Here is a 25,233-nt window from a genome sequence, read left to right as displayed (position 1 = left end):
ACCGGCTACCGGCTCGCGACGATCGCGATGGCGTCAAGCGCCTCGGATCGGGCGACCCGGGCGGTGAGTCCCACCCGCGCGGCGGCCTCGACCAGTGCCGAGGTCTGGCCGGCACCGGCCTCGACCACCAGGATGGCCCCGGGTGCCAGCCAGGCCGGCGCATCGGCGATCACTCTGCGCAGAACGTCGAGCCCGTCCGTCCCGCCGTCGAGGGCAAGGCGGGGCTCGTGGTCGCGCGCCTCCGGCGGCATCAGTCCGATGGCGTCGCTCGGCACGTACGGTGCGTTCGCGATCAGGACGTCCACCCGTCCACGCAGCTCGGTGGGCAGCGCGCTGTACAGATCTCCGGCGTGCACCCGGCCACCCGGCCCGGCCAGGTTGCGTCGCGCGCACCGCACCGCCTCGGGCTGGAGATCGGCGGCGTGTACCTGGGCGGCCGGCAGCTGCGCGAGGATCGCCGCCCCCACCGCGCCGGACCCACAGCACAGATCCACCATGATCGCCTGCCCCGGCTCCGCCTGGCGCAGGTGATGCAGGGCCAGATCGACGAGGAATCCGGTGCGGCGGCGCGGGACGAACACCCCCGGGTCCACCAGGACGCGCAGGCCATGAAACTCGGCCCAGCCGAGGATGTGCTCCAGGGGCTCACCGGCCACCCGGCGCGCCACCAGAGCATCAAGCTCGTTCGCGTCGGGGTCGTTCGCGTCGGGGTCGGCGCTGTCCGCAACGGACCGGACTAGCAGCAGGGCCTCGTCCTCGGCGAAGACGCAGCCGGCGGCGCGCAGCCGGCGGACGGCATCAGGCAGCCGGGAGTCGGGAGTCGGACGAGCAGGCAGACAGGACGACACGGGAAGCCTTTCGGGACGCCGAAAGGGTGCCTACCCGATCACCGAGCCGGGTCGAATCCCGGACGGACACCGGAGCGGGACACCCACTGAGATACCGCGAACATCGGGTCTCACCCCCTCCGGACGATCAGCTGTGCGGTCGTCAGGCTACCAGCAGCTGTCACCTCCGACGCTGTGGCGGTCGGCCCCCGGCCAACGCACCTTTCTCGCCGTCTGCCGGTCGGGCCGGCGACACGGCCCGGCGTGGGACCGGCGCCGCCAGCTCCGCCAGCGCCGGCCCGTACGTTTCCCCGCCCTCGCAGTAGCCGTATTCCACCCGACGTCGCCATACCGTCAGACGGCAGCGGTCACCATCGACCGTCCAGGTACGCCGGTCCACCCGGTCCTCTATCTGCACGGGTGGGTGGACCGCGGGTTCCGTAGCGCGTCGATGCGCCCAGGAGTGCGCCTTTTCCCATTCCGGGAATGTGGCGACGAGTTCACCGTCTCCGTCATAGACCTGAAAGCGGCGAGTTTGCATGGTTCGCGCCTCTCGAGTATCGTCCGGGCGATTCATGTCGCCGGGCGGCGCTGGTTCGTGGGTACCGGTGGCGGCGAGTGGCGACACCGCGGCCGACGCCGGACGGGGCTCGGCGTCCAGCCGCTCGGAACCGGTGCCTGGGCCCCCACGGGACGTGGATGCGAGCCGGCTGGCTACTCCCCGTACACGAGGACCCCCGTCACGCTCTCACATAGAGACACCTATTCGCCACTCAAGGTAGCTAGCAGTGTCGCCGAGCACCCCCGCACACCGCATCTGCAACAGCTTCTGTAAGAGTTTCGCTACTCAGAGCCGCCCACTGTGGATAAGGAGTGGCGATCCGGTGGCAGGATGCATCCATCACTCCGAACCGACCAAAGGACGAGCGATGGCCACCAGTGGTGGGCCGACCGTGCGACGACGGCGGCTGGGAGCCGAGCTACGGCGGCTCCGGGAGACCGCCGGGGTCTCCGTGGACGAGGTGTGCCAGCTGCTGCGCTGCTCGATCTCCAAGGTCAGCCGGATGGAAAACGGCCGGGTGCCGGTACGTACCCGCGATGTCTCTGACCTGCTCGACCTTTATGGCGTCGCCAGGGGTGAGCAGCGCGATGCGCTCATGGCGCTGGCCCGCGAGTCGCGCCGGCACGGCTGGTGGCACTCGTACCACGACGTCGTCCCCACCTGGTTCGAGATCTACATCGGCCTGGAGGGCGACGCGGCATCCATCCAGGTGTACGAATCCCAGCTCGTGCACGGTCTGTTGCAGACCAGCGACTACGCCCGCCAGGTCATCCGCGCCGACGACCCGGAGGTCGCACCGGAGGAGATCGACCGTAAGATCGCGCTCCGGATGGACCGGCAGCGCCGACTGACCGCGCCGAACCACCCGCGACTGTGGGTCATCCTCGACGAGGCCGTGCTGCGCCGCGAGATCGGCGGTCGCGCCGTGATGCGCGAACAGCTCGAGTTCATCGCCAAACGGTCCGAACTGCCCAACGTGACCATCCAGGTGATTCCCTTCGACGTGGGCGCACACGCCGGTCTGGGCAGCGCTTTCTCGATACTCGGCTTCCCGGACTCAGAAGACCACGAAGTGGTCTATATAGAAGAGGCGGCCGGCAGCCTGTATATAGAGCGCGTGGCGGAAGTCCGCCGATATAAATTGAAGATGGATCATCTTCTGGCCGCCGCGCTGCGACCCGAAGAATCCGTCCAGATGATACTGTCGGTGGCGAAGGAACTTAAATGACCATATTTGCGAAGCCCGATCCGCAGGACGCCACGGAGCTGGCCTGGCGCCGGAGCAGCTACAGCAACGGCGCGGGCGGCATGTGTGTGGAGGTCGCGCCGCTCGGCGAGGGGGTCGCGGTCCGCGACTCGAAGAACCCGACCGGCCCGGTGCTCGCCTTCACCGCACCCGAGTGGGACGCCTTCCTCGCCGGAGCCCGCGACGGGGAGTTCGATCGCTCGCGGGTGCACGCGGGGTGACCCCCGCACCGGTTCACTGATGTCCGCCCGATCCGGCCCGGCCCCACCCTGCCCCTCTCGGTCGCGTTACGTGCCGGTTGGCTCTTGCGCAACGGCGCCTCGTCGCGCACTCTTGTAGATGTTCAGTAGAGCTTCGTTGTCCATCACTCGTGGTCCAGCACCGCCCGTAGTCCAGTACCGCCTGTAGTTCAGTACAGCCCGTAGTTCAGTACTCGTGTAGATGTTCGACAGATGCTCGTTCGGGTGTTCAGGCACGCGTTCGGGTATGCGCTTGTGTCGTTGTAGTCGTGCCGTTGTGGTCGCGGCATGCTCGGGTACGACGCTCACGCCACGCATCGTGCGGGATGCGGCGGCGAACCGGTCGGTCCGAGCATGACGGGGCGCCGGCACGGCTCCTGCCGTCCTCGTCTTCTGGACGGGCTTACGCGGGCCGAGATGCCCGCCCATACGCGGAGGAGGGCAGTCGTCGTGACCAGATCTGACGGTGCGGCTACCCATACGCCGATGTCCGTCGCCCCGGCCCACGTGGCCGCGTCGGCGCGGGCCGGCGGTCGCTGTCGTCTCCGTGTCCAGCCGTCCTCGTCCGGTCGCCCCGGCCAACGTGATGTGCCCGCCTGGCGCCGGATGCCGGCCGGCGAGCATCGGGCTGGCCTGATGGCCGGCGCCATCCTGCCGGCGCCTTCCTAGCCGCGTCAGCCGCCGCCGCGCCGCGCCGCGATCCACGCGATCGCCGCAGCCGGTCCGGTCGTCACCGGGCCCCGCCGCCCGCCGCACCCGTCCCCGTTGAGCTGGGAGCTGGGAGCTGGGCGCGGGAGCCTGGGAGCGGCCTCGCCATCTCCCGCACCATCGCGCTCCCGCACCATCGCGGCCTTTGCCGTCTGTTCCGGTCCCCACGCATCCGCGTCCGGTCACCGGGCGGACGTCACCACCGGCCGCGGTCATCGTCGACCTCGCACGAACAGCACCGTCGGAGTTCCCTTGCTACCGGGAGGTGATCGCCGTGGCCATCGCCACGACCAACCTGCTCAACACCCCGAACGACGACCAGCGAGTGGAACGGGTCCGACGCACGGCGCTGTCGGCCTACGTGGACGGAAAAATCAGTTACGCACAGGCGAACCTCCGGGTTCGCCGGGCCATCGAACGTTTCGTGCGGTGACCAGTCATTCGATGCCCCGCGGACGGCGCCGGCCACCCGCCGGTCCGTCCGCGGCCGGCGCGGTTCGTCGCCCCGGTCGTCAGGTCGGCACCCGACCCACCCGCCGGGTGCGCCGCCGCGGCTGACCCCCTGGCCAGGGGGCTGTCACAGCAGATGGAGGCGGCGCTCGGCCACGCCGACGGTGAGCCGCTGCCCCCACGACAGCTCGATCGCGTCCGATTCGATGCCGTCGCCGAACACGACCAGCCGGTCTGACTCGACCAGCACCTCCAGCCGGGACGCCCCGACGAGGAGGCCCTGCGTGCAGGCGGTGCCCGTCACGGGTGAGGGCCACGCCTCGCGGACGAACCAGGCCAGCGTGCCGGCGGTGGACGCCGGCAGCTCGATCTCGCTGCCGCGCTGTGCCCAGACCGACCGGCACCAGCCCGTCGCCCCCGTCCCCGTGCCCACCAGCAGACCGGACGAGGCCTGCCGCTCCGCCACCATCCCGCCCGGCGCGCGCAGGACGTACCGGGCGGTCTGATGCCCGGCGTGGCCGATGTACACCTCGTTGAGGGCGACGAGCCGCTGCCCGTCGTCGGAACAGGCCTCCACCATCGTGAGTTCCCGCGACTGCGCGGTGCGCCGGCCGCCCTCGGAGCCGTCCCACCCGTGTAGCTGGGCGGCCGTCTCGCCGGGGACGTGCCGGACCAGCACCCCGGGGTTGCGCCCGGCATCGGCGTTGACACCGAGCACGGGCTGCCCGTCGAGGTACTTCGCCACGTTGGCGACCAGCCCGTCCTGGCCGACGCAGATCACCACGTCGTCCGGGGCGAACAGGAACCGGTCGAGATCGGCCCGTTCCACCTCGCCGCGGCGCCAGTGCGCCGGGATCGCCGCGGCCACCGTCTGGCGAGCGGCCTGCGTGCGCGCGTCGGCGGCCTGCACCGGCGCGAGCTCGCGCCCGCGGGTGCGCAGGAAGAACTCCGCCTGGCCGCGGGTGCCGTGCCGGGCGAGCAGCTCGGCGTACTCGGTGCGCCGGTGCACGACGACCGCCCGGGGCGCGAGGCTCACGACTGCGCCTGCCCGCCCTGGACGAACCGGGCGAGCAGCTCCGTCACCAGGTCCGGGGTGATGGTCAGCGCGCCGATCGACGGTAGGTGGTCGGCGAGGTCACGCACGGCCAGGGCCACCATCGCCGAGGTGTCCAGCCCGGTGACGGCGGCGACCCGGGCCGCCTCCGCGTCCGCCTCGGCCTGCCCGACCAGGCGCACCGCCTCGGCCCGGGCCGAGGCCTCCACCCGGACCCGCTCGGCCTGCGCGTGGGCGGTGGTCTGGGCTCGCTGCGCCTCGGCCTCGGCGGTGATCCGTGCGGCGGCGGCCTGCTCGGTCATCCGGCGCTGTTCGTTGGCACCCTCCTGGGTGACCAGCCGCTCCGCCCGCACCGCAAGTTCGATCTTGCTCTGCAGCTCGTTCTCGGCGATCCGCCGCTCCTGCTCGACCGCGAGTGCCCGGCGGCCGTAGGTGGCCCGGTCGGCCTCGGACTGGATCTGCTCCCGCGTCGGCGTGCACAGTGCCTTCTCGACGTCCGGTGCCGGCCGCACCGCGACCACCCGCACCCCGGCGACGGCGATGCCGGTCTGGACCAGTCGGGCGTCCGAACGCAGCCCCTCGGTCACCCGGACCCGGATCTCCGGGACACCTTCGGCGAGCGCGGTCGTCAGCGACGCGCGGGCGAGCAGGTCCGAGGCGTACTGCTGGGCCGTCTCGGTGATCATGCCGGCCAGCTGGTCGAGCGGCTTCTCCCGCCAGGTGCCGAGCTCCGGGTCGATGCCGAAGTCGAGCCGGGCGGCGGCCAGCGCCGGGTCCGCGATCCGGTAGGTGACGGTGGCCTGCACCGCCACGTCCTGGAAGTCGGACGTGCGGGCGTGGAACAGCACGGCGAGCTCGCGGTCGTCCACCGGTACCTCGCTGATCACCGCCGTCCGTGGGCGGTACCAGAAGACCTGCCCGACCCCCTCGTGGGCGACCTCGGCACCACGCAGGTGCCGGATGTACGACGTCGGCCGCCCGCGCAGGTGGCACAGGAACGGTACGCGGCTGATGTCCGCCATGACTGCCTCCCGGTGATCGGCGTTCCGCACCGACCGTCACTCTTTTATCGTCGAAGTGACGATAATCCGGGACGGCTTTTCTCGTCAAGGTGACGATATATGGTGCAGCCCATGTCACCTTCGCTGCCGGACGGCGTCGTCCCGGTCCCGCTCAGCGTCGACCTCGTTCTGCTGACGGTCCGCGATGACCAGTTGGCCGTCCTGCTGGTGCGGCGCGGCATCGACCCGTATCGCGGCCGGTGGGCGCTACCCGGCGGGTTCGTCCGCCCCGGGGAGGATCTTGCCGATGCCGCTGTGCGCGAGCTCGCCGAGGAGACCGGCCTGCGCCACCGGCCCGCACACCTCGAACAGCTCGCCACCTACGGCACCCCCGGACGCGATCCACGCGGCCACGTGGTCACCGTCGCCTTCCTCGCCCTGGCGCCACAGTCGCGTGCCCCCGTCGCCGGCACGGACGCCGCCGCCAGCCGCTGGGCGCCACTGCGGGACACCTCGACGGCGGAGCTGGCCTTCGACCACGCCGCGATCCTGGCCGACGGACTGGAACGAGCCCGATCCAAGATCGAGTACAGTGCCGTCGCCACGGCGTTCTGCGAACCGGAGTTCACCGTCGCCGACCTGCGGCGGATCTATGAGCTGGTCTGGGGATGCCGGCTGGACCCGCGCAACTTCCACCGCAAGGTCACCGGTACCGCGGGCTTCCTGCTCCCGACCGGACGTTTCACGACCCCCGACAGCGGCCGACCCGCGGAGCTCTACCGCCGCGGGGAGGCCGGCGTCCTGCATCCGGCGATGCTGCGCCCCGCCCGGGAACACCCAGAGCAGAAACGACCCGAGCAGAGCTGATCAGAGCAGCTCCAGGCGGAGATGGCCGGGCGCCCGGGCGATCGGGGGGTGAACCCGGGCGGCCGGCCACAGCAACTCTCTCACCCAAAGCGCATACGACATCACTATCGGTGGAGAAGTGTGGCGCGAGGGTTACCGACTGTCCACCCTTGCCGCATCCGACGTAATTGATCCCCTCGCATCCGTCCACCCCCGCAGCCAACCCCACAGCAAGATCCGCCTGCTCGGATCGCCGCGGGGGGCACATCGGACGGGGATACCCCTACGGCGACCCGCGTGCGCCCTGCCCACCTGCAACCCCCGAAAGCGGTGTCACAGAACATGACCGTGGTCGAGGGGGAGCAGAGACGGCACCACGTCGCATGAACAAGCCGGTGGAGTCGCGGGCGCGGAAGTCCCTACCTACCTGCCGGCCGCACGCCCGCCGCCGACCGTTCGCCGGGGACCGGCCACCGGCTGGGGCTGCGCCCCCGTGGCCGGATCCGGCTGCTCCCCCGCGCCGTCGGACGGTACCGCGCCGCTGGTCGGGGACGATCCGACCGACGGTGCCCCCGCGGTGGGCCTCATCGCGGCGGTGTCCCCGACGGCGTAGGCATCCTCGGCGGCATGGGCGTCCTCGGTGGCGTGGGCATCCGCCGTGGTCGTGGCCGCGGTGGTGTCGTCTTCGTCGATGGAACGGTTCGCGGCCATCCGGTCGCGGCCGAGGGCGATGATGCCGGCGGCGACCATGGTCAGGGCGATGATGAAGGCGACGCGCTGCGGACCGTCCGGCGCCGGCTCGTCGAAGAGCGTGACGCCGAGGGTCACCGGGAGGAAGGCGGACACGCCGCTGGTCACCGGGAAGGCGATGACCGCCGCGCGGCCCTGCAGGCCACGCTGCTGCAGGCCGAGGGCGAGCACGGAGAACAGCACCAGCAGGTACGGGGTCGGGGTGGTGAGCAGGTCGATCAGGGTGGACTGCCCCTCCCGACGTTCGTGCACCGCCAGGCCGATCTGGCGGGTGGCGAGCGTCGCGATCGCATAGCAAACCCCGGCGGCGGCACCGAAGCCGAGCGCGGTGGCGGCGACGCCTCCCTGGCGCGCGGCCACATTGGCCAGGAACGCGCAGAACAGCGCGAACGCAAGGCCGAGGACCAGGAAGGCGAGCAGGACATCGGTACTGGCGGAGGTGCCGACCTCGGCCCGCCGGGCGAACGCGTAGGCGAGCAGGCCGATGCCGGCGACCATCGACGCGACCCCGAGCCAGCCGTTCCGGCTGATCCGCTCGCCGAGAACCCGCTGCGCCAACAGGGTGAACACGATCATGTCGAGCGCCATGACCGGAGCGACGAGCGCGACCGGCGCGACGGACAGCGCGGCGACCTCAAGCAGGAAGGACCCGGCCTCGACGGCAAGCCCGAGCAACCACAGCGGACGCAGCACAAGATGCGCGAGCAGGCCGAGCCCCAGCCCGGAGCTCGTCTCCTCCTCCCGGGCCGCGCGCGCCTGCACCAACGGAGCGACGCCGTACAGCCCCGCCGAGACCGCCGCGGTCGGCAGCCCGACCAACAGCGCCGTGCTCATCGGCCGCCCATCTCACCGGTACGGAGGATCGCCCCGTTCGAAGACACCATCGGTACGCGGCCTACCCCCATCTGCTTCACACCCACCACCCGTACCAGTCAACACTGACGGCAAGCCGAGGAATTCCGGACCAGGCGGGGCGACGGTGGGGAAGGTCGTGGCTCACCAGTGAGCGCCGAAGCCGATCTGGGCCAGGGCTGCGTCGAAGGCCTGCTCCCAGGCCTGCGGACCGATGGCCACCCGGTGCGAGGGCGGCTTGACCCGGTCGAGGCAGGCCAGCGCCGAGCGGGTCAGCGAGACCGGATCGGTGTTGGTGACCTCGGCGTGGCCACGCTCGAGCTCCTTCTGCAGGTTGTCGCGGCCGTGGCCGGGCACGACGTCGAGCAGCAGCAGGTCGCGACCGATCACCCGGGCCTCGCTGCAGGTGTCCCCGGACGACGTCACGACCAGGTCGCTGGCGGCCATCAGGGCCGGGATGCGGTCGGTGAAGCCGAACGGGATGACCTTGTGCTGACGTTCGGCCAGCGCGGTGAGCTTCGCGGCGAGCTGCTGGTTGCGCCCGGCGACGGCGAGCACGTAGATCCCGGCGCCGGCGAGCGCCGCGGCGCTTTCCACCAGCGGGCCCAGGCCCCACGAGCCGGACATGAGCAGCACGCACGGCGCGTCCGCGGGGATACCGAGCGTCGCGCGGGCCTCCTCCTGCGCCGGCGGGTCGTAGAAGGGCGTGCGCACCGGGGTCGGCACCACCGAGACCAGCGCGTTCGGCGCGAACCGCCGCACGTAACGGGCGGCGGTCTGCGACGTCACCAGATACAGGTCGGTGTTGTCGTGCACCCACAGGCGGTGCACGCAGCAGTCGGTGGAGAAGACCGCGGTGACCAGACCGGGAAACTCGGACTTGACCCGGCTGGTCGCCGCGGCTCCGGTGGCGAAGATGGACACGACGAGATCGGTGGGTGTGCTGGCCAGTTCCTCGCGCAGCGCGGGGACGAGATAGCGGCTCGACGTCCGTTCGATCAGCCCGGCGAGCTTCCCACCGGTGCGCATCTGGGAGAAGTGCACCGCGTCGTACAGGCCGGGCACGGCGAGCATTCCGCGGAAGACCTTTTCTCCGCGGGCGCCGTTGCGACCGCCGAGCATGCGCAGGCTGTCGCCGGTGCGGGCGGTCCACCCGCGCCGCGTCAGCGAGGCGCTGCAGGCCTCGGCCATCACGTCGTGCCCCATCCCGAGCGACCCGGACAGCAGCAGCGCGGACCCGCGCCGGGTCGGCGTCCGAGCCGTCGGGTCGCCGTCCTGCGAAGGTCCGGTCACCGTCACACCACCGATCTGCGTCATGCGGTCTGCGTCATGGGCTGGTCAGCTGAAAAATCATTCCGACGAGGCAGCGGACACGTCGAGGTCATCGACGTGCGAGAGGGCCTGGGCCGGCGGGCGCCGGTTCGCCAGGTACCACTCGACGTACTGCCGCACGCCGTCGGAGAACGGGGTGGTGGGTCGCCAGCCGAGCAGGTCGAGGGCACGGCGGGCGGACACCTCCCGGCCGCGGAAGTCCCCGGGACGGGCCGGGACGTGCTCGATGGTCGTGCCGGGGAAGTGGCGGCAGACGGCCTGGGCCATCTCCAGCACGCTGACCGACTCCGCGCCCTCGAGCGCAAGCGTGGCGTTCTCCGCCTCGGGACGCAGGGCCAGCACGTGCGCGTCGGCGAGGTCGCGGACGAACACGTAGTTGCGGAACTGCTGGCCGTCCCCGGCGACGGTGAGCGACTCGCCATCGAGGGCCTTGCGGACGAACCGGGCGAGCACCAGCTCGTCGCGCATGCCGGGCCCGTACGGGATGCCGTAGCGCAGGATCGTGAACGGCAGGCCGTAGGTCTGCTGGTAGCTGTGCAGCAGCAGTTCGGCGGCGAGCTTGGTCGAGGTGTAGACGTGCCCGGCACGACCGAGGGTGATCTCGGCGTCCTCGGTGAGCGGCGACGGGTCCGCCTGTTCACCGACCGCACCGTAGACCCACACGGTGCTCGCGAACAGCACCCGGCCGACCTTCGCCTGCCGGGCCGCCTCACAGACGTTGCCGGTGCCCTCGACGTTGAGCTGCACGGTGCGGGCCGGGTCGGCGTAGGCGAAGTCGACGTTGGACATGCCCGCGATGTGGAACACCGCGTCGGCACCGCGCAGCGCCGCGGTGAGCCCCGGCAGGTCGAGCACGTCCACCTGCAGACTGGTCGCCCGCGGGTCGCTCGGGCGGGCGTCGACGTCGAGGGAGACGACGTCGTGGCCGGCGTCGAGCAGCCGGTCGACGACATGGCTGCCGATGAAACCGGAGCCTCCGGTAACCGCGATTCTCATGCTGCCCCGTCCAGGTCCAGGCTCGCCAGCGCGGCGGCGAAGGAGGTCACCACGTGCTCGGCCTCCGCGTCGGTCATGTCGGAATGGAGCGGCAGGCAGACGTGCCGGGCGCAGAGGTCCTCGGCGACCGGCAGGGCGCCGCCCGCGTAGTCGGTGAACACGGGCTGCTGGTGCAGCGGTGCCTCGTAGACCTCACCGGACAGGGACACGCCGTGCCGTTCCTTGAGCTCTTTTTTCAGCCGGGTCCGGTCGACACCGGGCCGGGGCACGACGATGTACTTGTAGTAGTTGTTGATGTCGCCCGCGGGCACGTGCAGCCGGGTCGCGGGCGCCGGGGCACCGGGGCGGGCGAGACCATCGATCGCCTCGTCGTAACGGGCGGCGATCCGGGCCCGGGTGGCGAGGAACTCCTCCAGGTGGCGCAGGTGCACCTTCCCGGTGACCGCGTGCTGCTCGCTCAGCCGCCAGGCATAGCCCTCGCGGATGTGGGTGTTGCCGAGAAAGCCCGCCTTGCCCTGGTCACGGTAGATCAGTGCCGCCTCATGGATCGCCGGATCGGCGGTGACGATCATGCCGCCCTCACCACTGGTGATCAGCTTGGTGGGATAGAACGAGAATGATCCGGCCACGCCGAACGACCCCGCGAAGGTGCCGGCATGCCGGCACCCATGTGCGTGCGCCGCATCCTCGACGAGGAGGATGTCACGCTCGGCGCACAGGCGGACCAGCTCGTCTACCCCCGGTGAGATGAAGCCACCGATGTGCACGAGCACGACGGCCCGGGTGTTCGGCGTGAGAGCCGCGGCGACGGTGTCCGCGGACAACGCAAAGGTGTCGGGGCTCACATCGGCGAACACCGGATTCGCGCCGGCCCGCAGAACGGCGAAGGCGGTCGCCGCGAATGTGTTGGTCGGAACGATGACGTCGGTACCCCGAACGTCCAGACTGCGAAGAATGATCTCCAGGGCGGCCGTACCACTGCTCACCGCCACCGCGAACGGCGCTTCGTGCGCCGCCGCGAATGCGGCTTCGAAATCCCTGGTGTGTGCGCCCAGAGTCAGCGCACCGGTGGAAAGGATCTCGGTCGTCGCCGACGCGATCTCCGCACGATCGTCGACCGAGAAGACGATCCGTGCTGCGGGGACATGCACCTGTTCACCCCTGCCTTCCGAGTCATCCGCATGGGCGGGCGCTGCTCCGGGCCCCCGACACCACGAGGCGTCCGCTGCGCGCTGCAACCGGATGCCGTACATCGCACCCGCCGCCGGTCGCGCCCCGGCGGCCTCCACCTGGCGACCGCCCCGCGCGTGACCGTCGTGCCCGGATTTCGCCGGCATCCGGCCGGCGTCACCGCGCCCCCTTCAACTCCTCCGGATGTAACGACCGGTTTTGTCAGTACATGCCCAAAACAGGCTAGCGATCCCGATCGGCGGTGCGACCAGGACCCACTACGGTTACCTACGAAACATCTCACATCTATCCGAAAGTAGCGGACCTTGTCGGCAACGCGACGTCCGCCGGGGGAACGATTCTTCCAACACCCCCGATGACGTCCACTCCAGAACGGACAGTGATGGAGATGCCCCGGTCACGGTCAGGGCCGGGGGCCTGCATCGTCGCGCCTTTGCCTCGCCCAGGTAAGAGGGTCACCCCTGCAGGTGCGATCTACCGCCCCCGGAACGGCCCGCCCTCGGTCGCCATTCCAGCCTCGCCGGCCGCTCGGCCAGACCGGCGGCACGGCGGCCGGCGGGCTCGGTATGGGCCAACGGCCTCAGGCTGATCGCCGCGCCCGGCGACCGGCGCATGCCCCGCCCGACCCGGTCCGGCCGGGCCTCGGGGCAGGTCGGTGCGGCCCTGACCGCCGGGCCGGCGGCCTCCGCCCGGCAGCCGCGGTTCACCCTCGCGGAGTGAGGCCACCCGCCCCGCAGGCCCCCTGGGGCGACCCACCACCGAGATGGCGCGGACCCGGCCCGACCTGACCCCGGTGATTCCCGCGGACGTCCGGGTCTTTCGGGGTCCCCCAGACGGACGTGACCACATAAAGAAAAAGCCCCGGTGAAGCCACGGCGCCTGACGTACGGGGGGAACGCAGGCACCAGCTTCACCGAGACTGGGTCTACCTTACGACCCCCATCCGTCGAGAGCGACAGGACCTAGGTCCAGGTCACAGGACTCTGGCCACACCTAGTCTTAACGTGCTCGTTCGGACTCCTTGCGCGCTCGCGCAATAGTCCGGAAGCAGATCTCACCACGATCCGTGTCGTAGTACAGCCAGCTCTGCGTTCGTCCGTGAGCCGACCCCACATTGACCACCAGAGTCCGTCGGACGGCGTCGGACGGCCCGGTATCGGAGGGCACCGGCAGCGCCGCACCCGGTTGACCGGCAACCACCCGCACCCGTGGCTCGACCGATCCCGACATTGCCACCGACCAGTGGATCTCGAACACCGCACTCTGGTGGGTGTGGCCCACCACCACGACGGGCCGGCGCGGCACATCCGCGGCGACCGGCAGCAACAGCTCGGCCGCCGCGGACGGGTACCCGGTCGGGCCGCCGGCGAGCGTCCAGCGGATCTGGTGACCGTGCAGCGCCAGCACCCCGTGCAGCTGCTCGCGGGCGGGGGCGTCCAGGATGGCGGCGAGCTCCGGCGGCGTCTGCTCCGGGCGCAGCAGTTCGCGAATGCGCTCTTCCTGGTTCCCGCGGATCCGACGCACCGCGGCCAACCGCCCCCACAGCGACGGATCCGGATCGACCACGGCGGGCAGCGGCCAGTACCGGTCGGGATCGTGCAGCCGGCGCGGCACGTTGGCCTCGAGATAGTCGCCCAGGCAGACCAGCTCGTCAACGCCCGCCTGCTCGGCCGCGGCCATGATCCGATCCAGCGCCCTCGGTCGACCGTGCAGATCCGCGAACAACGCATAACGCATTCGTCCAGCATCCCCCGCATCCGGTGGCGACGCCGACCGACCACGACATCCGGGCAAAGAGATGGCTTGTCTGGGCCAGTCACCGAAGAATCCTGGTCCGGTCCGGCCGTGGAGGACCAGCGGGACCAGAATGAGTCGGCCGACACACCCGGGTCGCCCCGTTTGGCACACGCGGCTATCGGCAGGATGCTTGACTTCGATGTCGTGTCAATGTGGGAACCAGCTCGCCCGCTCGGGTCATTTCTCCGTCAGTGCCACGGCATCGCCGCGGGCCACCGCCACACCGGAAGCCACCGCCACACCGGAAGCCACCTCGGCCCCGGAAGCCACCTCGGCGGCGATGGCCGCCAGCTCGAGGGGCCCGGGCGATGGGCATGAGCGGCTCGGCAGCCGAGGCCGACAGACGTGGGCACCGGCCAGGCTCCGGGGTGTCCCCCGGCCGGGGCGGACGGGCCGACCCCGACCAGGCCGAGTCGCAGGCGGCACGGCAGTTCACCGAGCAGCAACGGCGCAGCCTCGCCGAGATCCCCCATCCGGCCCTGTCGCCGGGCACCAGCCTGTACGGATCAACCAAGATCTTTCCGGATTTCCAGGCCAGGGAAGGCGAGGTGTATCTTTCTCTCATCCACGGGATCGCCCATGAGTCGTCGGTGAGTTTCGTCGCGCTGCTGCAGGCGACCCGCGCGCTGCGCAAGGGATTTGAGACGGTGGTCTACTTCCACGGACCCGGGGCGATGAACACAATGGCGACTCGAGGGTTTCCGCATACCGGAGATTCGGCATTCCCCGGCCAGCACAACATCAACAACCAGATCGAGACGTTCATCAGTGAAGGAGGTACGGTGTATGTCTGCCGCCGCGGGCTTTCCCAGCACGGGCTGCGCGAGGATGACGTCATCGCCGGCGTGATTCCCACGCATCCGCAGGATCTGCAGGACTGTGTTATTCATTACAGCCGGCTGGGCGCCGTCGTCAACTCGACCTTCATGATCTGACGGTGTCCCGCCCTGTCCGCACGTCCCGCACGTCCCGCACGTCCGGAAAGCGCGCGATGACGCGGCGGACGTCACCACCGCATCGACCCCAGGTGATGGTCCTGTCACCAGGGGCGCAGGCCGGCCCCGGCAGCACCATCACCAATCCGACAACTCGCCGTGGACCGCCCGGAAACCCGGTCGGCCGGTGTTGTATCGGGGAGGACGCCACGGCCCACCTGGCCAGCGACCGCAACCAACCACCCACGACGACGACGCGAACGGCAGAGACCTGGGATGGAAGACGAAGCACCGGCCTGGTTCGAGGCTGCCATTGACACCCGCCCGGAGCGGCACGAGACCGAGGTCGCCGGGGCCACCATCAGCTACCGCTGCTGGGGGCCGCGGGGGTCGGCGGCGATCGTCCTGGTCCACGGAGGTGCGGCGCACGCCGGCTGGTGGGATCACATCGCGCCGCTGATCCCGAGCGAGTACCGGGTCGTCGCCCTGGACCTGTCCGGGCACGGCGACAGCGCCCGGCGCGACGAGTACACCCTTGCCACCTGGGCAGCCGAGGTCGTCGGGGTGATCGACGATGCCGGCATCGTCTCGCCGCCGATCATCATCGGGCACAGCATGGGGGGCTGGGTCACGATCATGACGGCGGCCGAGTACCCCGACCGGGTGGCGGGCATCGTCGTGGTGGACTCCCCGGTCGGGGAGTTCACTCCCGAGGAGCGCGCTGCCCGCGAGCGCACCGCCTTCGGCCCGCTCCGGGTCTACTCGACGGCGACGGACGCCCTGGCCCGGTTCCGTACCGTGCCAGATCAGCCCACGTCCCTGCCCTACATCATCGACCACATCGCCCGGTCCTCGATCGGTTCGGTGCAGGGCGGCTGGACCTGGAAGTTCGACCCGAACGTGTTCGCCAACCGCACGCCGTCCCCGGAGATGCTGCGCAAGGTGCACTGCCGGGTGGCGCTGTTCCGGGCGGAACACGGGCTGCTCACCCCGGACATCGGCGTCCAGATGTACAACCTGCTCGGCCGGGTCGCGCCGGTGATCGAGATCCCGCTGGCCGGCCATCACGTGATGCTCGACCGCCCACTGCTGCTCGTCACCGGCATCCGCACCATCCTGGCGGACTGGGAGCATTCGTCCCCCCAGGAGCGCAGCGACTGAGCCCGCGGGGCCACCGGGCATGCCGGGCCACGGGGCCACCCGCCCGATCAGCGGACCCGGATCGAGGGGTTGACCAGGTCCGGACGGGTACACCTGCCGCCATGTCCCAACGGCAGGAGAGATCGCCATGAACACGTCCGCTCTCATCGGACGCCGCCACGGCGCCGGCCAGCGCACCGCCCGCCGGCCCCCCGTCGATCAGGACGCCACCATCGCCACGGACGGCACGACCGGCCAGGCCACCGCTGGCCCGAGCAGCACCGGCAGCACCGGCCGGGAGGGCATCAGTGTGATCCGCGCATCCGCGGGATCGGGCCGGCCGACGTTGCAGGAACGGGCATCGCGGTCGGAACCGGCGACCAAGCGCACCTGGCTGACGGTCGGCAAGCGGGTGAAGTCCCAGCTTGCCGACCTGTCGATCCCGCTGCTCGCCAGCGGGGTGGCGTTCTGGGCGATCCTGTCGATCTTCCCTGCGGTCATCGCCGTCATCACCGTGTACGGCCTGGTGGCGAGCCCACAAACGGTCCGGGACGAGATCGCCCACCTGTCCGGCACGCTCTCGCCGGCGACCAGCACGGTACTGCGGGACTGGCTGACCGGCATCACGACCACGGACCATTCCGGGCTTGGCATCGGTCTGTTGCTGAGCCTCGTCGGTCTGCTGTGGGCGGTGTCGACCGGGACCCAGAACCTGATCAAGGCGATCTCCGTCGCCTTCGAGCAGGAGGAGACCCGCGGCCCGGTCCAGCTGCGGCTGCTCGCGGTGGGGATGAGCCTGGGTGCGGTGGTCGTGGCGGTGCTGGTCATCGGCGGGATCACCGCCAGCGGGTCGCTGTTGTCACACCATGTGTCCAACGGCGGCGTGCGGGCCGTGCTCACCATCGTGCAGTGGCTGCTGCTGGCGCTGGTGCTGCTGGGGGCGATCGCCGCGCTCTACCGGCTCGGCCCGGCCAGGCCGCCGCGGGGTTGGCGCTGGGCATCCGTCGGCGCGGTCGGCGCGACCGTCGCGCTCATCGTGGCCTCGGTGGCGTTCTCGATCTACGTTCGGGCTTTCGGTCAGTACAACAAGACCTACGGCGCCCTCGGTGGCGTGGTCATCCTGATGCTCTGGCTGTACTACGCGGTGACGGTCATCCTCGTCGGTGCGCTGGTCAACGCCGAGATCGGTCGTCAGCACGCCGCACACGACCAGACGCGCCCCGAGAGCTCCCCGGCAGCCACGGACTCTCCAGCAGCCACGGACTCTCCGGCAGCCGCCGATCAGAACCTGACCCACATCACTCCGGCCGATCGCGGAGCGCCTGCGTCGTCCGCTCGCCCAACATTGCGACACCGGCGACCCGACGGTCGTGATTAAGCCGCCGAATGCTGGGAATTTCGCAGATCACACGCTGTTCCGCTGGTGCCGCCACGCGGAGCTCACCCAGGCGGGACGGTTCGCTTCCCGAGCGGAGCCGCCCCATCGGACAAGCCGCGAGGAGACCCGATGACGACCACGACCCATCAGCAGGCCCCCCACCCGGGCGGCCTTCCGACCCCGGCGACGACCGCCGGCCCCGCGCCCGTCGCCTCCGCCGCCGAGCCGTACCCGGACGACGCCCAGGTGTCGTCCTATGGCACCGGCACCGGCACCGCTGCGCCCGGTGGCACTGCGGCGCCGGACGGGCGGCGGGCCTCGACCGGGCACCTGGTCTCGGACGTCGTCACCGACATCTCCACGCTGTTCCGCCAGGAGGTGGCCCTCGCCAAGGCGGAGGTCCGCGAGGAGGCGAAGAAGGCCGGCAAGGGCGCCGGCATGTTCGCGGGTGCCGGCGGGGCCGGTCTGTACGCGCTGTTGTTCGCCCTGCTCGCGGTCATGTTCGGCCTGGGCGAGGTGATGGCGCTCGGTTGGGCGGCCCTCATCGTCGCCGCCGTCCTTGGTGCGGTCGGCGCCGTCCTGGCGCTGAAGGGACGTTCCACCGTGCGCACTGTCCACCCGGCGCCGACGCAGACCGTGGAGACGCTGCGTGAGGACGTCCAGTGGGCGCAGAGCCGCCGCCACTGAGTCATCCGTCCATCCCCGGTCATCCGTCCATCCCCGCCGCCCCACCCGCATAGATGAAAGGTCAGGTAGGCAGTGACCAGCACCAGTGAGACTGGTACGACCAGCGCAAGCCCGGACGAGATCCGGTCCGACATCGAGGCGACCCGGGCCCGCCTCGGCGACGACCTCGATGAGCTGTCGGCCCGGGTGAGCCCCGGTCAGGTGGCCGGTCGGACCGCTCATGACCTGCGGGAGCGGGTCAGCTCGGCGACGAACGCCGTACGGCCGAAGGTCGCGGCGACCACCGACACCGCGGCCGAGAAGGCCCGGCACACGGCGGACCAGGCGAAGGCCACGGTGCGCCGTCAGCTCGACGCCCACCCGCAGGTCGCCGCCTCCGCCCAGCGGGCCGTGAGCACCGCGGGCAGCGCCGCCGGCACGGCGACCCAGACCGTGCAGCGTCAGCTCGACGCGCACCCACAGGTCGCGGCGAAGGTCTCTCAGGCCCGGGACACCGCCGGTGGCGCGGTGGGGACCGGTCGGCGCAAGGCCGCCGAGAACCCGAAGGCCACCGGACTGGCCGCGGCCGGGGCGGCGGCGGCCACCCTGCTGTTCGCGACGCTGCGTCGGCGGCGGCGTGGACGCAGGACGGCGTTCACCGCGAACGCCAGCTGACCCCGGCAGGTGTGCGGGCCGGAACCAGCTGACCTCACAACGCCCGGACGCACGTGGGACTGACCCCGCGCGTCCGGGCGGCGTCATGTTCGGGGCCCGGGTGTCCGAGGTTCGAAAGCCGGGGCTGGGTCCACGGACGGGGTCGGGCCCGGCACCCGATGGCGGGCCCGCAGCTCGCGGATCCGGCTGTCCCGATCGGCGCGGATCTCGGCGCGGGCGACCTCCGCCGCAGCAAGATCGCCGGCCAGGCGTACCGAGGCCTCGATCTCGTCCCGGCGGCGGACGTGCTGGCCATAGCGGTCGGTGCCGGCATCGGCAAGGTCCCGGGCGAGCCGGGCCCGGTGTCGGATGGTGGAGCCGATCTGCTGGGCCTCGAGTTCCTGCGCGGTGGACTCGCGCCACTGTTCGAGCCGCTCACGGCGACGGGGCCCGGTCTGTTCGAGCGTCCGTGCGAAGGTGAGCGGGCCGAGGTCGACACCGAGCAACAGCAGGGTCAGCACGATCCGCCACAGCAGCACCGACGGGTCGGACGTCGTCAGCCGCCAGAACGCCTTTTCCCTGGTCAGCAGGTCGTCAGCGGCGTTGGCGGTGGCCGTCTGGGCGACCAGAAAACGGGCCCGGCGGGTGTCCCGGTCCCGGTCGAAGGCCGCCAGTCGGCCCTGGGCCGCGTCCCGCTCTCCGGTGGCCGTCCGAACGGCGCGGGCCGCGGCGCCGAGATCGGCCAGGGTGATCCGGTAGATCGGGCCGGCCCCGGCCAGGCAGCCGGCGGCACCGGTGAGCTGGCAGTTCGCCGCGGTGGTGGTGGCGGCGACGCGGCGGTGGGCGTCGTCGAGGGCCTGCTGGCGGACGGTGAGGCCGGCAGCGAGAGCCTGCTGCTCGCCGTCCTGGTTGGTGTCGAAGCTGCGCAGGGCCCGACCGATCTCCTCCTGCCGGATCTCGGCGACCCGCGGCGCGATCGACGAGGCGAACACCGTCAGCAACAGTGCCTCACCGACCAGCAGCGCCGCGCAGACCGCGACGAACACCCGGATGACGGTGGCGGCGCCGGCCCCACCGATACGTACGGTGGCGTCGCGTCCCCACCGGTACGGGCGTGGGGACAGCAACACCGACCGGTCCAGGAAAAAGATGACGGCCGCGTAGAACAGGCCGAACGCCACGGTGTGCCAGGCCGAGCGGTGCAGACCCATGGCGGCGACGGTCGCACCGGCATAGGTGGCGAGCCCGGCCGTCAGCAGCATCAGCGCACCGGCTGTGACGAAACGTGGCCGGTCGGACGGCCCGACCCATTCCGGACGAGCTCCGGTGCAGATGATGAGCAGATCGCCGATGGATCGCGAACCCACAGATCGAGCGCGAGAAATGGGCCTACCCCCGATCCGCCCGATGGCCCGCGCCAGTCCGCGGGACGCCCCGTCGAGCGCCCCAGGAAAGTAACGCGAGGTAATCACATTGCGCATCCCCACCGGGCCGGGTGCAGGACCTGGCGCCGGCATGCGAGCCTGACCCCTCAGTGAGCTGACCCCTCAGTGAGCAGGGTTGGACCATCGAGGTGGGAGAGGGTGCATATGGCACAGATCCGGGTGGAGGTGCGTCGAGAGGTTGCCGCCGCGCCGGAACAGGTCCTCGCGGCGCTCGGCGACTACCAGGGGGTACGGGCCCGATCCTGGCCGGACAACATCCACGGCTATCGGGTGCTCGCCGGGGGCACCGGGGCGGGCAGCCGGATCGCCTACCGGCTGCAGGCCACCCGCAAGCGCGCCCGCGACGTCGACGCGATCGTCTCCGCGCCGGAGCCGAACACCCTGCTGGAAGCCGACCAGAACTCGTCGCTGCGGACGAGCTACCAGGTCACGCCCGCAGCCGGCGGCACGGGCGGCGGGGGCAGCACGGTGACGGCGACCACCACCTGGGACGGCGCCGGGGGTGTCGGTGGCTTCTTCGAACGCACCTTCGCGCCGATCGGTATCCGCCGGCTGCACACCGCCGTACTCGAGCGGATCACCGCGCCGGCCTCCTGACCGGGCCGGTCACCAGACGCGGGCCAGGACGTTGCTGACGTAACCGTTCATCCGGTCCAGTTTGGGGACGTCCTCGGGCTTTGCCGCCGACAGTTGGCCCTGCGCCCACTGCGCGGCCCAGGTCGGGACGTTGTGGGCGGCAATGACGTAGAGCCAGTTGTGTCCCCACCGATCGGAGTCGTACCGCTCACGCATCATCCGGGCGGTCGAGTCGAGCGCCCAGAACGGGTCGAGGGCACGGGCGGTGGTCACCTCGGGAAGTGTCGTGTTCCACTGGCAGAGCCCGAAATCGGAGTTCGTCCAGTAACCGACGGCGCCGGGATCCCAGTTGCTTTCGATGGTGGTGATACCGCGCACCAGGCCGCGTGGCACCGTGTACTTCAGTGCATATCTGTCAGCAATCGGCATGAACAGCGCATAGGACGTCTCCTTGCCGATGAATCCGGCCGGATTGTGTTCGATGGCCGGCAGGTACATGTCCCGGTTGATGGTCGGCTGGAGTTTCTCCTGAAATGCGGCGACGGCGGTCGCGGTGGCGGCGGTGAAACGACCGTCCGTGGGGACGGGGGTGCCGGGACCGGCGTGCCAGTTCAGGGCGCGGCTGATCGCGACGACGGCCGAGCGCACGGCGAGGATGTCGCCGTCGGTACTACCCGGCGGCGGGGTCAGCCCGGCGCCGATGCCGTAGCACCGGCCCGGCCCGGCCGAGCCCGTCCCGCTCGCGGCCGGCGCCACCGTGCCGCCCCGGCCGTCCGCGGGCCACGACCCACGCCCGACCCGGGTGCGTTCCGTCGAGGTCATCGCATCCCCCGTTCCGTGCAGACAGCAGTGCAGGACAGAAAGATCGGTACCGGGCAGGCGGGTCGGTACGCTACGGGCCGGTCAGTGCAGGTGCATGCGAACGGTGGTACCGGAGGCGCCCGAGCGGAGTTGGACGAGGTCACACAACTGGTTGACCAGCCACAGCCCGCGACCGCTGCCGAGGTCGAGCGCGGGACGGCGCCGCCCGACGAGCCGATCGGCCACCTGACCCGCGTCGCTCACCTCGCAGATCAGGCCGCCCTGGCCGGGCCAGAACCGCACCGTGCCGCGCCCGCCACCGTGGCGCACACTGTTGGTGGCCACCTCGTGGACGGCGAGCTCCAGGTCATCCACCCGATCGCTGCCGAGCCGGACGGCCCGGGCGGCGGCGGCGGAGGCGGCCCGCACGAGACCGAGATCCGCCGGACCGAAGGAGAGCTCGGACCAGGGCGGCCCGAGATCCGGCAGCCGCTCGGCGAACAGGTCGGCGCCGGGCCCGAACCGGGTGCTGGGCCGCGTGAGACCGCCCTTGACCACCAGGGGATGGGTCTGCCACACCAGGTCGGTCGTCGCCGGCTCGAGCGCGACCGCCTCGTAGAGGCAGCGCAGCCGCCAGCTCGCCGGCCCGGGGTAAGCCTCGTTGATCAGCGCCTCATGCAGCATGCACTCGGCAAGTTCGGGACCCGAGCAGCCCGGCTGGACCGGCTCGCCGATGCCCCGCACGGTTCGGCCGCGCTCGGCGCCCTGCTCGAGATGCTCCTGCCAGGTCGGGATGAGACGGGCGGGATTGCGGCCGAGATCGGCCAGGTCAACGAATTCGACGCGTTTTCCGGCCCGCCCGAGGGCGTCGCGCAGCAATGTCAGCCGCGGCTCGCCCAGAATGACCAGCACATCCTCGTCGGCGGCCAGACCGGCCAGGACGAAATCTTTGGTAGCACCGAGAAAACCAACATCACCAAGATAGAGAAAAGCCTCGTGCCGGATACCCCCGGCGCCCGCGCCGGTTTCGACTCCCCCGGTGGCGAGGGCGGGGCCGAACGCGCCCCCCGGCTTCACCGGGCCGCCCGGGGCCGCAAACACGACCCGTGCGGGACCGGCGCGAACCGACCGTGCCCGGCCAGGCCCCCGGCAGAATAGAAGGAACAAGGCCGTACCGCCCTCGTGGCCTCGCCCCCCGTGTACACGAGCACATCATAGGTCATGTCGCACCAATGGGATATGCCCAGTAACGCAATCGAACGGTACGGATCACACCGGATCACACCGAACGATCATTGCCGACACCCAGTGGCACAGCGCGTGGCGCGGCGGACGACCGCGTGACGCGTCGGGGGTGTCACCGCCACGCGGGGCCGCCCGGCCGGCCCACCGACGGTGATCACCCGTAGTCTCGCAGACGGCGCGGTCCGAACGCGACACCGACATCGACTCCGACGAGAAGGTGGATCAGAGCTTGTGACGACGACAGCTGTCCCCCAGCAGTCCATCCATCAACGGATCGCCGAGGAACTCGGCGTGCGCCAGGGGCAGGTGGCGGCGGCGGTCGACCTGCTCGACGGGGGCGCCACCGTGCCCTTCATCGCCCGCTACCGCAAGGAGGTGACGGGCACCCTCGACGACACCCAGCTGCGCACCCTGGAGGAGCGGCTGCGCTACCTGCGGGAGCTGGAGGACCGGCGCGCGGCCGTGCTCGAGTCCATCCGCTCCCAGGGCAAGCTCGACGACGCTCTCGAGGCGCAGATCCTCGCCGCCGACTCGAAGGCCCGGCTGGAGGACATCTACCTGCCCTACAAGCCCAAGCGGCGGACGAAGGCGCAGATCGCCCGGGAGGCCGGGCTCGAGCCGCTCGCCGACGCGCTGTTCGGCGACCCGTCGCTGGACCCGCACGGCACCGCCGGCGGCTACGTCGACGCCGACAGGGGCGTGGCCGACGCGGGCGCGGCGCTGGAGGGCGCCCGGGCGATCCTGGTGGAGCGCTTCGCCGAGAACGCCGACCTGATCGGCGCGCTGCGCGAGCAGATGTGGTCGCGCGGCACGCTGGTGTCGAAGGTACGCGAGGGCAAACAGGAGGCCGGCGCGAAGTTCGCCGACTACTTCGACTTCGCCGAGCCGTTCACCTCGCTGCCCTCGCACCGCATCCTCGCGGTGTTCCGCGGTGAGAAGGAAGAGGTTCTCGACCTCACCCTCGAGCCGGCCGAGCCGCCCGCACCGGACGCCCCGCCGGTCCCCGGGCCCAGCGACTACGAGCGGCGCATCGCCGACGCGTTCGGCATCACCGACGCCGGCCGCCCCGCCGACCGCTGGCTCGCCGACACCGTCCGCTGGGCGTGGCGCACCCGCATCCTCGTGCACCTCGGGGTGGACCTGCGGATGCGGCTGTGGACGGCGGCCGAGGAGACGGCGGTCAAGGTGTTCGCCGACAACCTGCGCGACCTGCTGCTCGCCGCCCCCGCCGGCAGCCGGGCGACGATGGGCCTGGACCCGGGCTACCGCACCGGGGTGAAGGTCGCCGTCGTCGACCCGACCGGCAAGGTGGTCGCCACCGACACCATCTACCCGCACGTCCCGGCGCGGCGGTGGGACGAGTCGATCGCCACCCTGGCCCGGCTGGCCGCCGCGCACTCCGTCGACCTCGTCTCGATCGGTAACGGGACGGCGTCGCGGGAGACCGACAAGCTCGCCGAGGACCTGATCCGCCGGCATCCGGAACTGTCGCTGACCCGGGTCACCGTGTCGGAGGCCGGGGCGTCGGTGTACTCGGCGTCGGCCTATGCCGCCGGTGAGCTGCCCGGGCTCGACGTGTCGCTGCGCGGTGCGGTGTCGATCGCGCGCCGGCTGCAGGATCCGCTGGCCGAGCTGGTCAAGATCGAGCCACGCTCGATCGGGGTCGGCCAGTACCAGCACGACCTGTCCGAGACGCGGCTGGCGACGTCGCTGGACGCCGTCGTCGAGGACTGTGTGAACGCCGTCGGCGTGGATGTCAACACCGCCTCCGCGCCGCTGCTCACCCGCGTCTCGGGGATCGGTGCCGGGCTCGCCGAGAACCTGGTGCGCCACCGCGACGAGAACGGCCCGTTCCGCACCCGGGAGGCGCTGCGGGCGGTCCCCCGCCTCGGGCCGAAGGCGTTCGAGCAGTGCGCCGGCTTCCTGCGCATCCACGGTGGCGACGATCCGCTGGACGGCTCCAGCGTGCACCCCGAGTCCTACCCGGTGGTCCGGCGCATCCTCGCGACCACCGGTCAGGAGCTCACCTCGCTGATCGGCAACGGGAAAGTGCTGCGGTCGCTGAAGCCGACCGACTTCGTCGACGACACCGTCGGGCTGCCCACCGTGACCGACATCCTGGCCGAGCTGGACAAGCCCGGCCGCGACCCGCGACCCGCCTTCCGGACGGCCGCGTTCTCCGAGGGCGTCGAGACCCTGGCCGACCTCACCCCCGGGATGACCCTCGAGGGTTCGGTGACGAACGTGGCCGCGTTCGGCGCGTTCGTGGACATCGGCGTCCACCAGGACGGCCTGGTGCACGTCTCGGCGATGTCGAAGAACTTCGTCAGCGATCCGCGGGAGGTCGTCAAGTCCGGCGACATCGTCACGGTGAAGGTCCTGGACGTCGACATTCCCCGCAAGCGCATCTCGCTGACCCTGCGCCTGGACGACGAGCCCGGTGCCGCTGGCGGTGGCGGTGGCGGACGGCGCGGTGGCAGCCGCGATGCCGCCGGTCGGGACGGCGTTGCCCGCGACGGTGCCGGTGACGGTGCCGGCGGCG

Annotated in this window: 22 protein-coding genes; 11 read left to right on the top strand and 11 right to left on the bottom strand. The window is 71.1% G+C overall.

The annotated features are described in order from the left end of the window. Window positions 1-5: 5 nt before the first annotated feature. Window positions 6-848, bottom strand: coding sequence for a putative protein N(5)-glutamine methyltransferase (locus ND747_RS02240; RefSeq protein ID WP_251731316.1), 843 nt, complete (start codon window positions 846-848; stop codon window positions 6-8). 908 nt (window positions 849-1,756) lie between these two features. Between ND747_RS02240 and ND747_RS02235 the strand changes: the two genes are divergently transcribed. From ND747_RS02235 to ND747_RS02225, 3 genes are all read left to right on the top strand, one after another. Next, window positions 1,757-2,617, top strand: coding sequence for a helix-turn-helix transcriptional regulator (locus tag ND747_RS02235; protein ID WP_251731314.1), 861 nt, complete (start codon window positions 1,757-1,759; stop codon window positions 2,615-2,617). Further along, complete coding sequence (locus ND747_RS02230) at window positions 2,614-2,856, top strand: DUF397 domain-containing protein (RefSeq protein WP_251731312.1); 243 nt, start codon at window positions 2,614-2,616, stop codon at window positions 2,854-2,856. Before ND747_RS02235 ends, ND747_RS02230 begins: the two co-directional genes overlap by 4 nt. Before the next feature lie 1,000 nt (window positions 2,857-3,856). Beyond that, complete coding sequence (locus tag ND747_RS02225; RefSeq protein ID WP_251731310.1) at window positions 3,857-4,015, top strand: hypothetical protein; 159 nt, start codon at window positions 3,857-3,859, stop codon at window positions 4,013-4,015. A 144-nt stretch (window positions 4,016-4,159) separates the two neighbouring features. Here ND747_RS02225 and ND747_RS02220 read toward each other — a convergent pair whose 3' ends face one another. Continuing rightward, window positions 4,160-5,068, bottom strand: a complete 909-nt coding sequence (locus ND747_RS02220; RefSeq protein WP_251731308.1) for a hypothetical protein — start codon at window positions 5,066-5,068, stop codon at window positions 4,160-4,162. Next, window positions 5,065-6,108: an SPFH domain-containing protein gene (locus ND747_RS02215; RefSeq protein ID WP_251731306.1), complete on the bottom strand. Its 1,044-nt coding sequence runs from the start codon at window positions 6,106-6,108 to the stop codon at window positions 5,065-5,067. The genes ND747_RS02220 and ND747_RS02215 overlap by 4 nt, the downstream gene beginning before the upstream one ends. A gap of 111 nt (window positions 6,109-6,219) precedes the next feature. Here ND747_RS02215 and ND747_RS02210 point away from each other — a divergent pair, with 111 nt between their 5' ends. Further along, window positions 6,220-6,954 carry an NUDIX domain-containing protein gene (locus ND747_RS02210; protein WP_251731304.1) on the top strand — a complete coding sequence of 245 codons (735 nt, stop codon included), beginning with the start codon at window positions 6,220-6,222 and terminating at the stop codon, window positions 6,952-6,954. A gap of 402 nt (window positions 6,955-7,356) precedes the next feature. Here the strand turns inward: ND747_RS02210 and ND747_RS02205 are convergent, their stop codons facing one another. The 5 genes from ND747_RS02205 to ND747_RS02185 form a co-directional block, all read right to left on the bottom strand. Then, complete coding sequence (locus ND747_RS02205) at window positions 7,357-8,517, bottom strand: DMT family transporter (RefSeq protein WP_251731302.1); 1,161 nt, start codon at window positions 8,515-8,517, stop codon at window positions 7,357-7,359. Between the two features lie 162 nt (window positions 8,518-8,679). Beyond that, window positions 8,680-9,852 carry a glycosyl hydrolase gene (locus ND747_RS02200; protein WP_251731301.1) on the bottom strand — a complete coding sequence of 391 codons (1,173 nt, stop codon included), beginning with the start codon at window positions 9,850-9,852 and terminating at the stop codon, window positions 8,680-8,682. 33 nt (window positions 9,853-9,885) lie between these two features. Beyond that, window positions 9,886-10,863 carry an NAD(P)-dependent oxidoreductase gene (locus tag ND747_RS02195; protein WP_251731299.1) on the bottom strand — a complete coding sequence of 326 codons (978 nt, stop codon included), beginning with the start codon at window positions 10,861-10,863 and terminating at the stop codon, window positions 9,886-9,888. Next, window positions 10,860-12,014, bottom strand: coding sequence for a DegT/DnrJ/EryC1/StrS aminotransferase family protein (locus tag ND747_RS02190; protein ID WP_251731297.1), 1,155 nt, complete (start codon window positions 12,012-12,014; stop codon window positions 10,860-10,862). Before ND747_RS02190 ends, ND747_RS02195 begins: the two co-directional genes overlap by 4 nt. Before the next feature lie 1,039 nt (window positions 12,015-13,053). Continuing rightward, window positions 13,054-13,791, bottom strand: a complete 738-nt coding sequence (locus ND747_RS02185) for a metallophosphoesterase (protein ID WP_251731295.1) — start codon at window positions 13,789-13,791, stop codon at window positions 13,054-13,056. 374 nt (window positions 13,792-14,165) lie between these two features. Here ND747_RS02185 and ND747_RS02180 point away from each other — a divergent pair, with 374 nt between their 5' ends. The 5 genes from ND747_RS02180 to ND747_RS02160 all read left to right on the top strand — a co-directional run bounded on the left by ND747_RS02180 (window position 14,166) and on the right by ND747_RS02160 (window position 18,645). Next, the gene (locus ND747_RS02180; RefSeq protein ID WP_251731293.1) at window positions 14,166-14,786 is read left to right on the top strand and encodes an MSMEG_0572/Sll0783 family nitrogen starvation response protein; all 621 of its coding nucleotides are present in this window, start codon (window positions 14,166-14,168) and stop codon (window positions 14,784-14,786) included. Window positions 14,787-15,062: 276 nt separating this feature from the next. Beyond that, window positions 15,063-15,947 carry an alpha/beta fold hydrolase gene (locus ND747_RS02175; protein WP_251731292.1) on the top strand — a complete coding sequence of 295 codons (885 nt, stop codon included), beginning with the start codon at window positions 15,063-15,065 and terminating at the stop codon, window positions 15,945-15,947. Window positions 15,948-16,074: 127 nt separating this feature from the next. After that, a complete protein-coding gene (locus tag ND747_RS02170; protein WP_251731290.1) occupies window positions 16,075-17,304 on the top strand; it encodes a YihY/virulence factor BrkB family protein in 1,230 nt (409 codons plus the stop codon). A 129-nt stretch (window positions 17,305-17,433) separates the two neighbouring features. Further along, on the top strand, window positions 17,434-17,991 hold the full coding sequence (locus ND747_RS02165) for a phage holin family protein (RefSeq protein WP_251731288.1): 558 nt from the start codon (window positions 17,434-17,436) through the stop codon (window positions 17,989-17,991). Window positions 17,992-18,063: 72 nt separating this feature from the next. Further along, a complete protein-coding gene (locus tag ND747_RS02160) occupies window positions 18,064-18,645 on the top strand; it encodes a DUF3618 domain-containing protein (protein ID WP_251731286.1) in 582 nt (193 codons plus the stop codon). An 83-nt stretch (window positions 18,646-18,728) separates the two neighbouring features. Here ND747_RS02160 and ND747_RS02155 read toward each other — a convergent pair whose 3' ends face one another. After that, entirely contained in the window at window positions 18,729-19,991 is a 1,263-nt protein-coding gene (locus ND747_RS02155; protein WP_251731285.1) for a DUF4407 domain-containing protein, read from the bottom strand. A gap of 222 nt (window positions 19,992-20,213) precedes the next feature. Between ND747_RS02155 and ND747_RS02150 the strand changes: the two genes are divergently transcribed. Next, window positions 20,214-20,666, top strand: coding sequence for an SRPBCC family protein (locus ND747_RS02150; protein ID WP_251731403.1), 453 nt, complete (start codon window positions 20,214-20,216; stop codon window positions 20,664-20,666). Window positions 20,667-20,675: 9 nt separating this feature from the next. Here ND747_RS02150 and ND747_RS02145 read toward each other — a convergent pair whose 3' ends face one another. Both ND747_RS02145 and ND747_RS02140 read right to left on the bottom strand, forming a co-directional pair. Continuing rightward, on the bottom strand, window positions 20,676-21,467 hold the full coding sequence (locus ND747_RS02145) for a transglycosylase SLT domain-containing protein (RefSeq protein ID WP_251731283.1): 792 nt from the start codon (window positions 21,465-21,467) through the stop codon (window positions 20,676-20,678). 81 nt (window positions 21,468-21,548) lie between these two features. Continuing rightward, the gene (locus tag ND747_RS02140; RefSeq protein WP_251731281.1) at window positions 21,549-22,547 is read right to left on the bottom strand and encodes an anti-sigma factor RsbA family regulatory protein; all 999 of its coding nucleotides are present in this window, start codon (window positions 22,545-22,547) and stop codon (window positions 21,549-21,551) included. A gap of 375 nt (window positions 22,548-22,922) precedes the next feature. Between ND747_RS02140 and ND747_RS02135 the strand changes: the two genes are divergently transcribed. Continuing rightward, on the top strand, window positions 22,923-25,233 hold a 2,311-nt coding region (locus tag ND747_RS02135; RefSeq protein ID WP_251731279.1), incomplete at its 3' end, for a Tex family protein.

The sequence above is a fragment of the Frankia sp. R82 genome (assembly GCF_023716925.1).
In the GTDB taxonomy this organism is placed as follows: domain Bacteria; phylum Actinomycetota; class Actinomycetes; order Frankiales; family Frankiaceae; genus Frankia.
The sequence above is the reverse complement of the archived record's forward strand: the minus strand, read 5'-3'. Positions and strand labels throughout refer to the sequence as shown.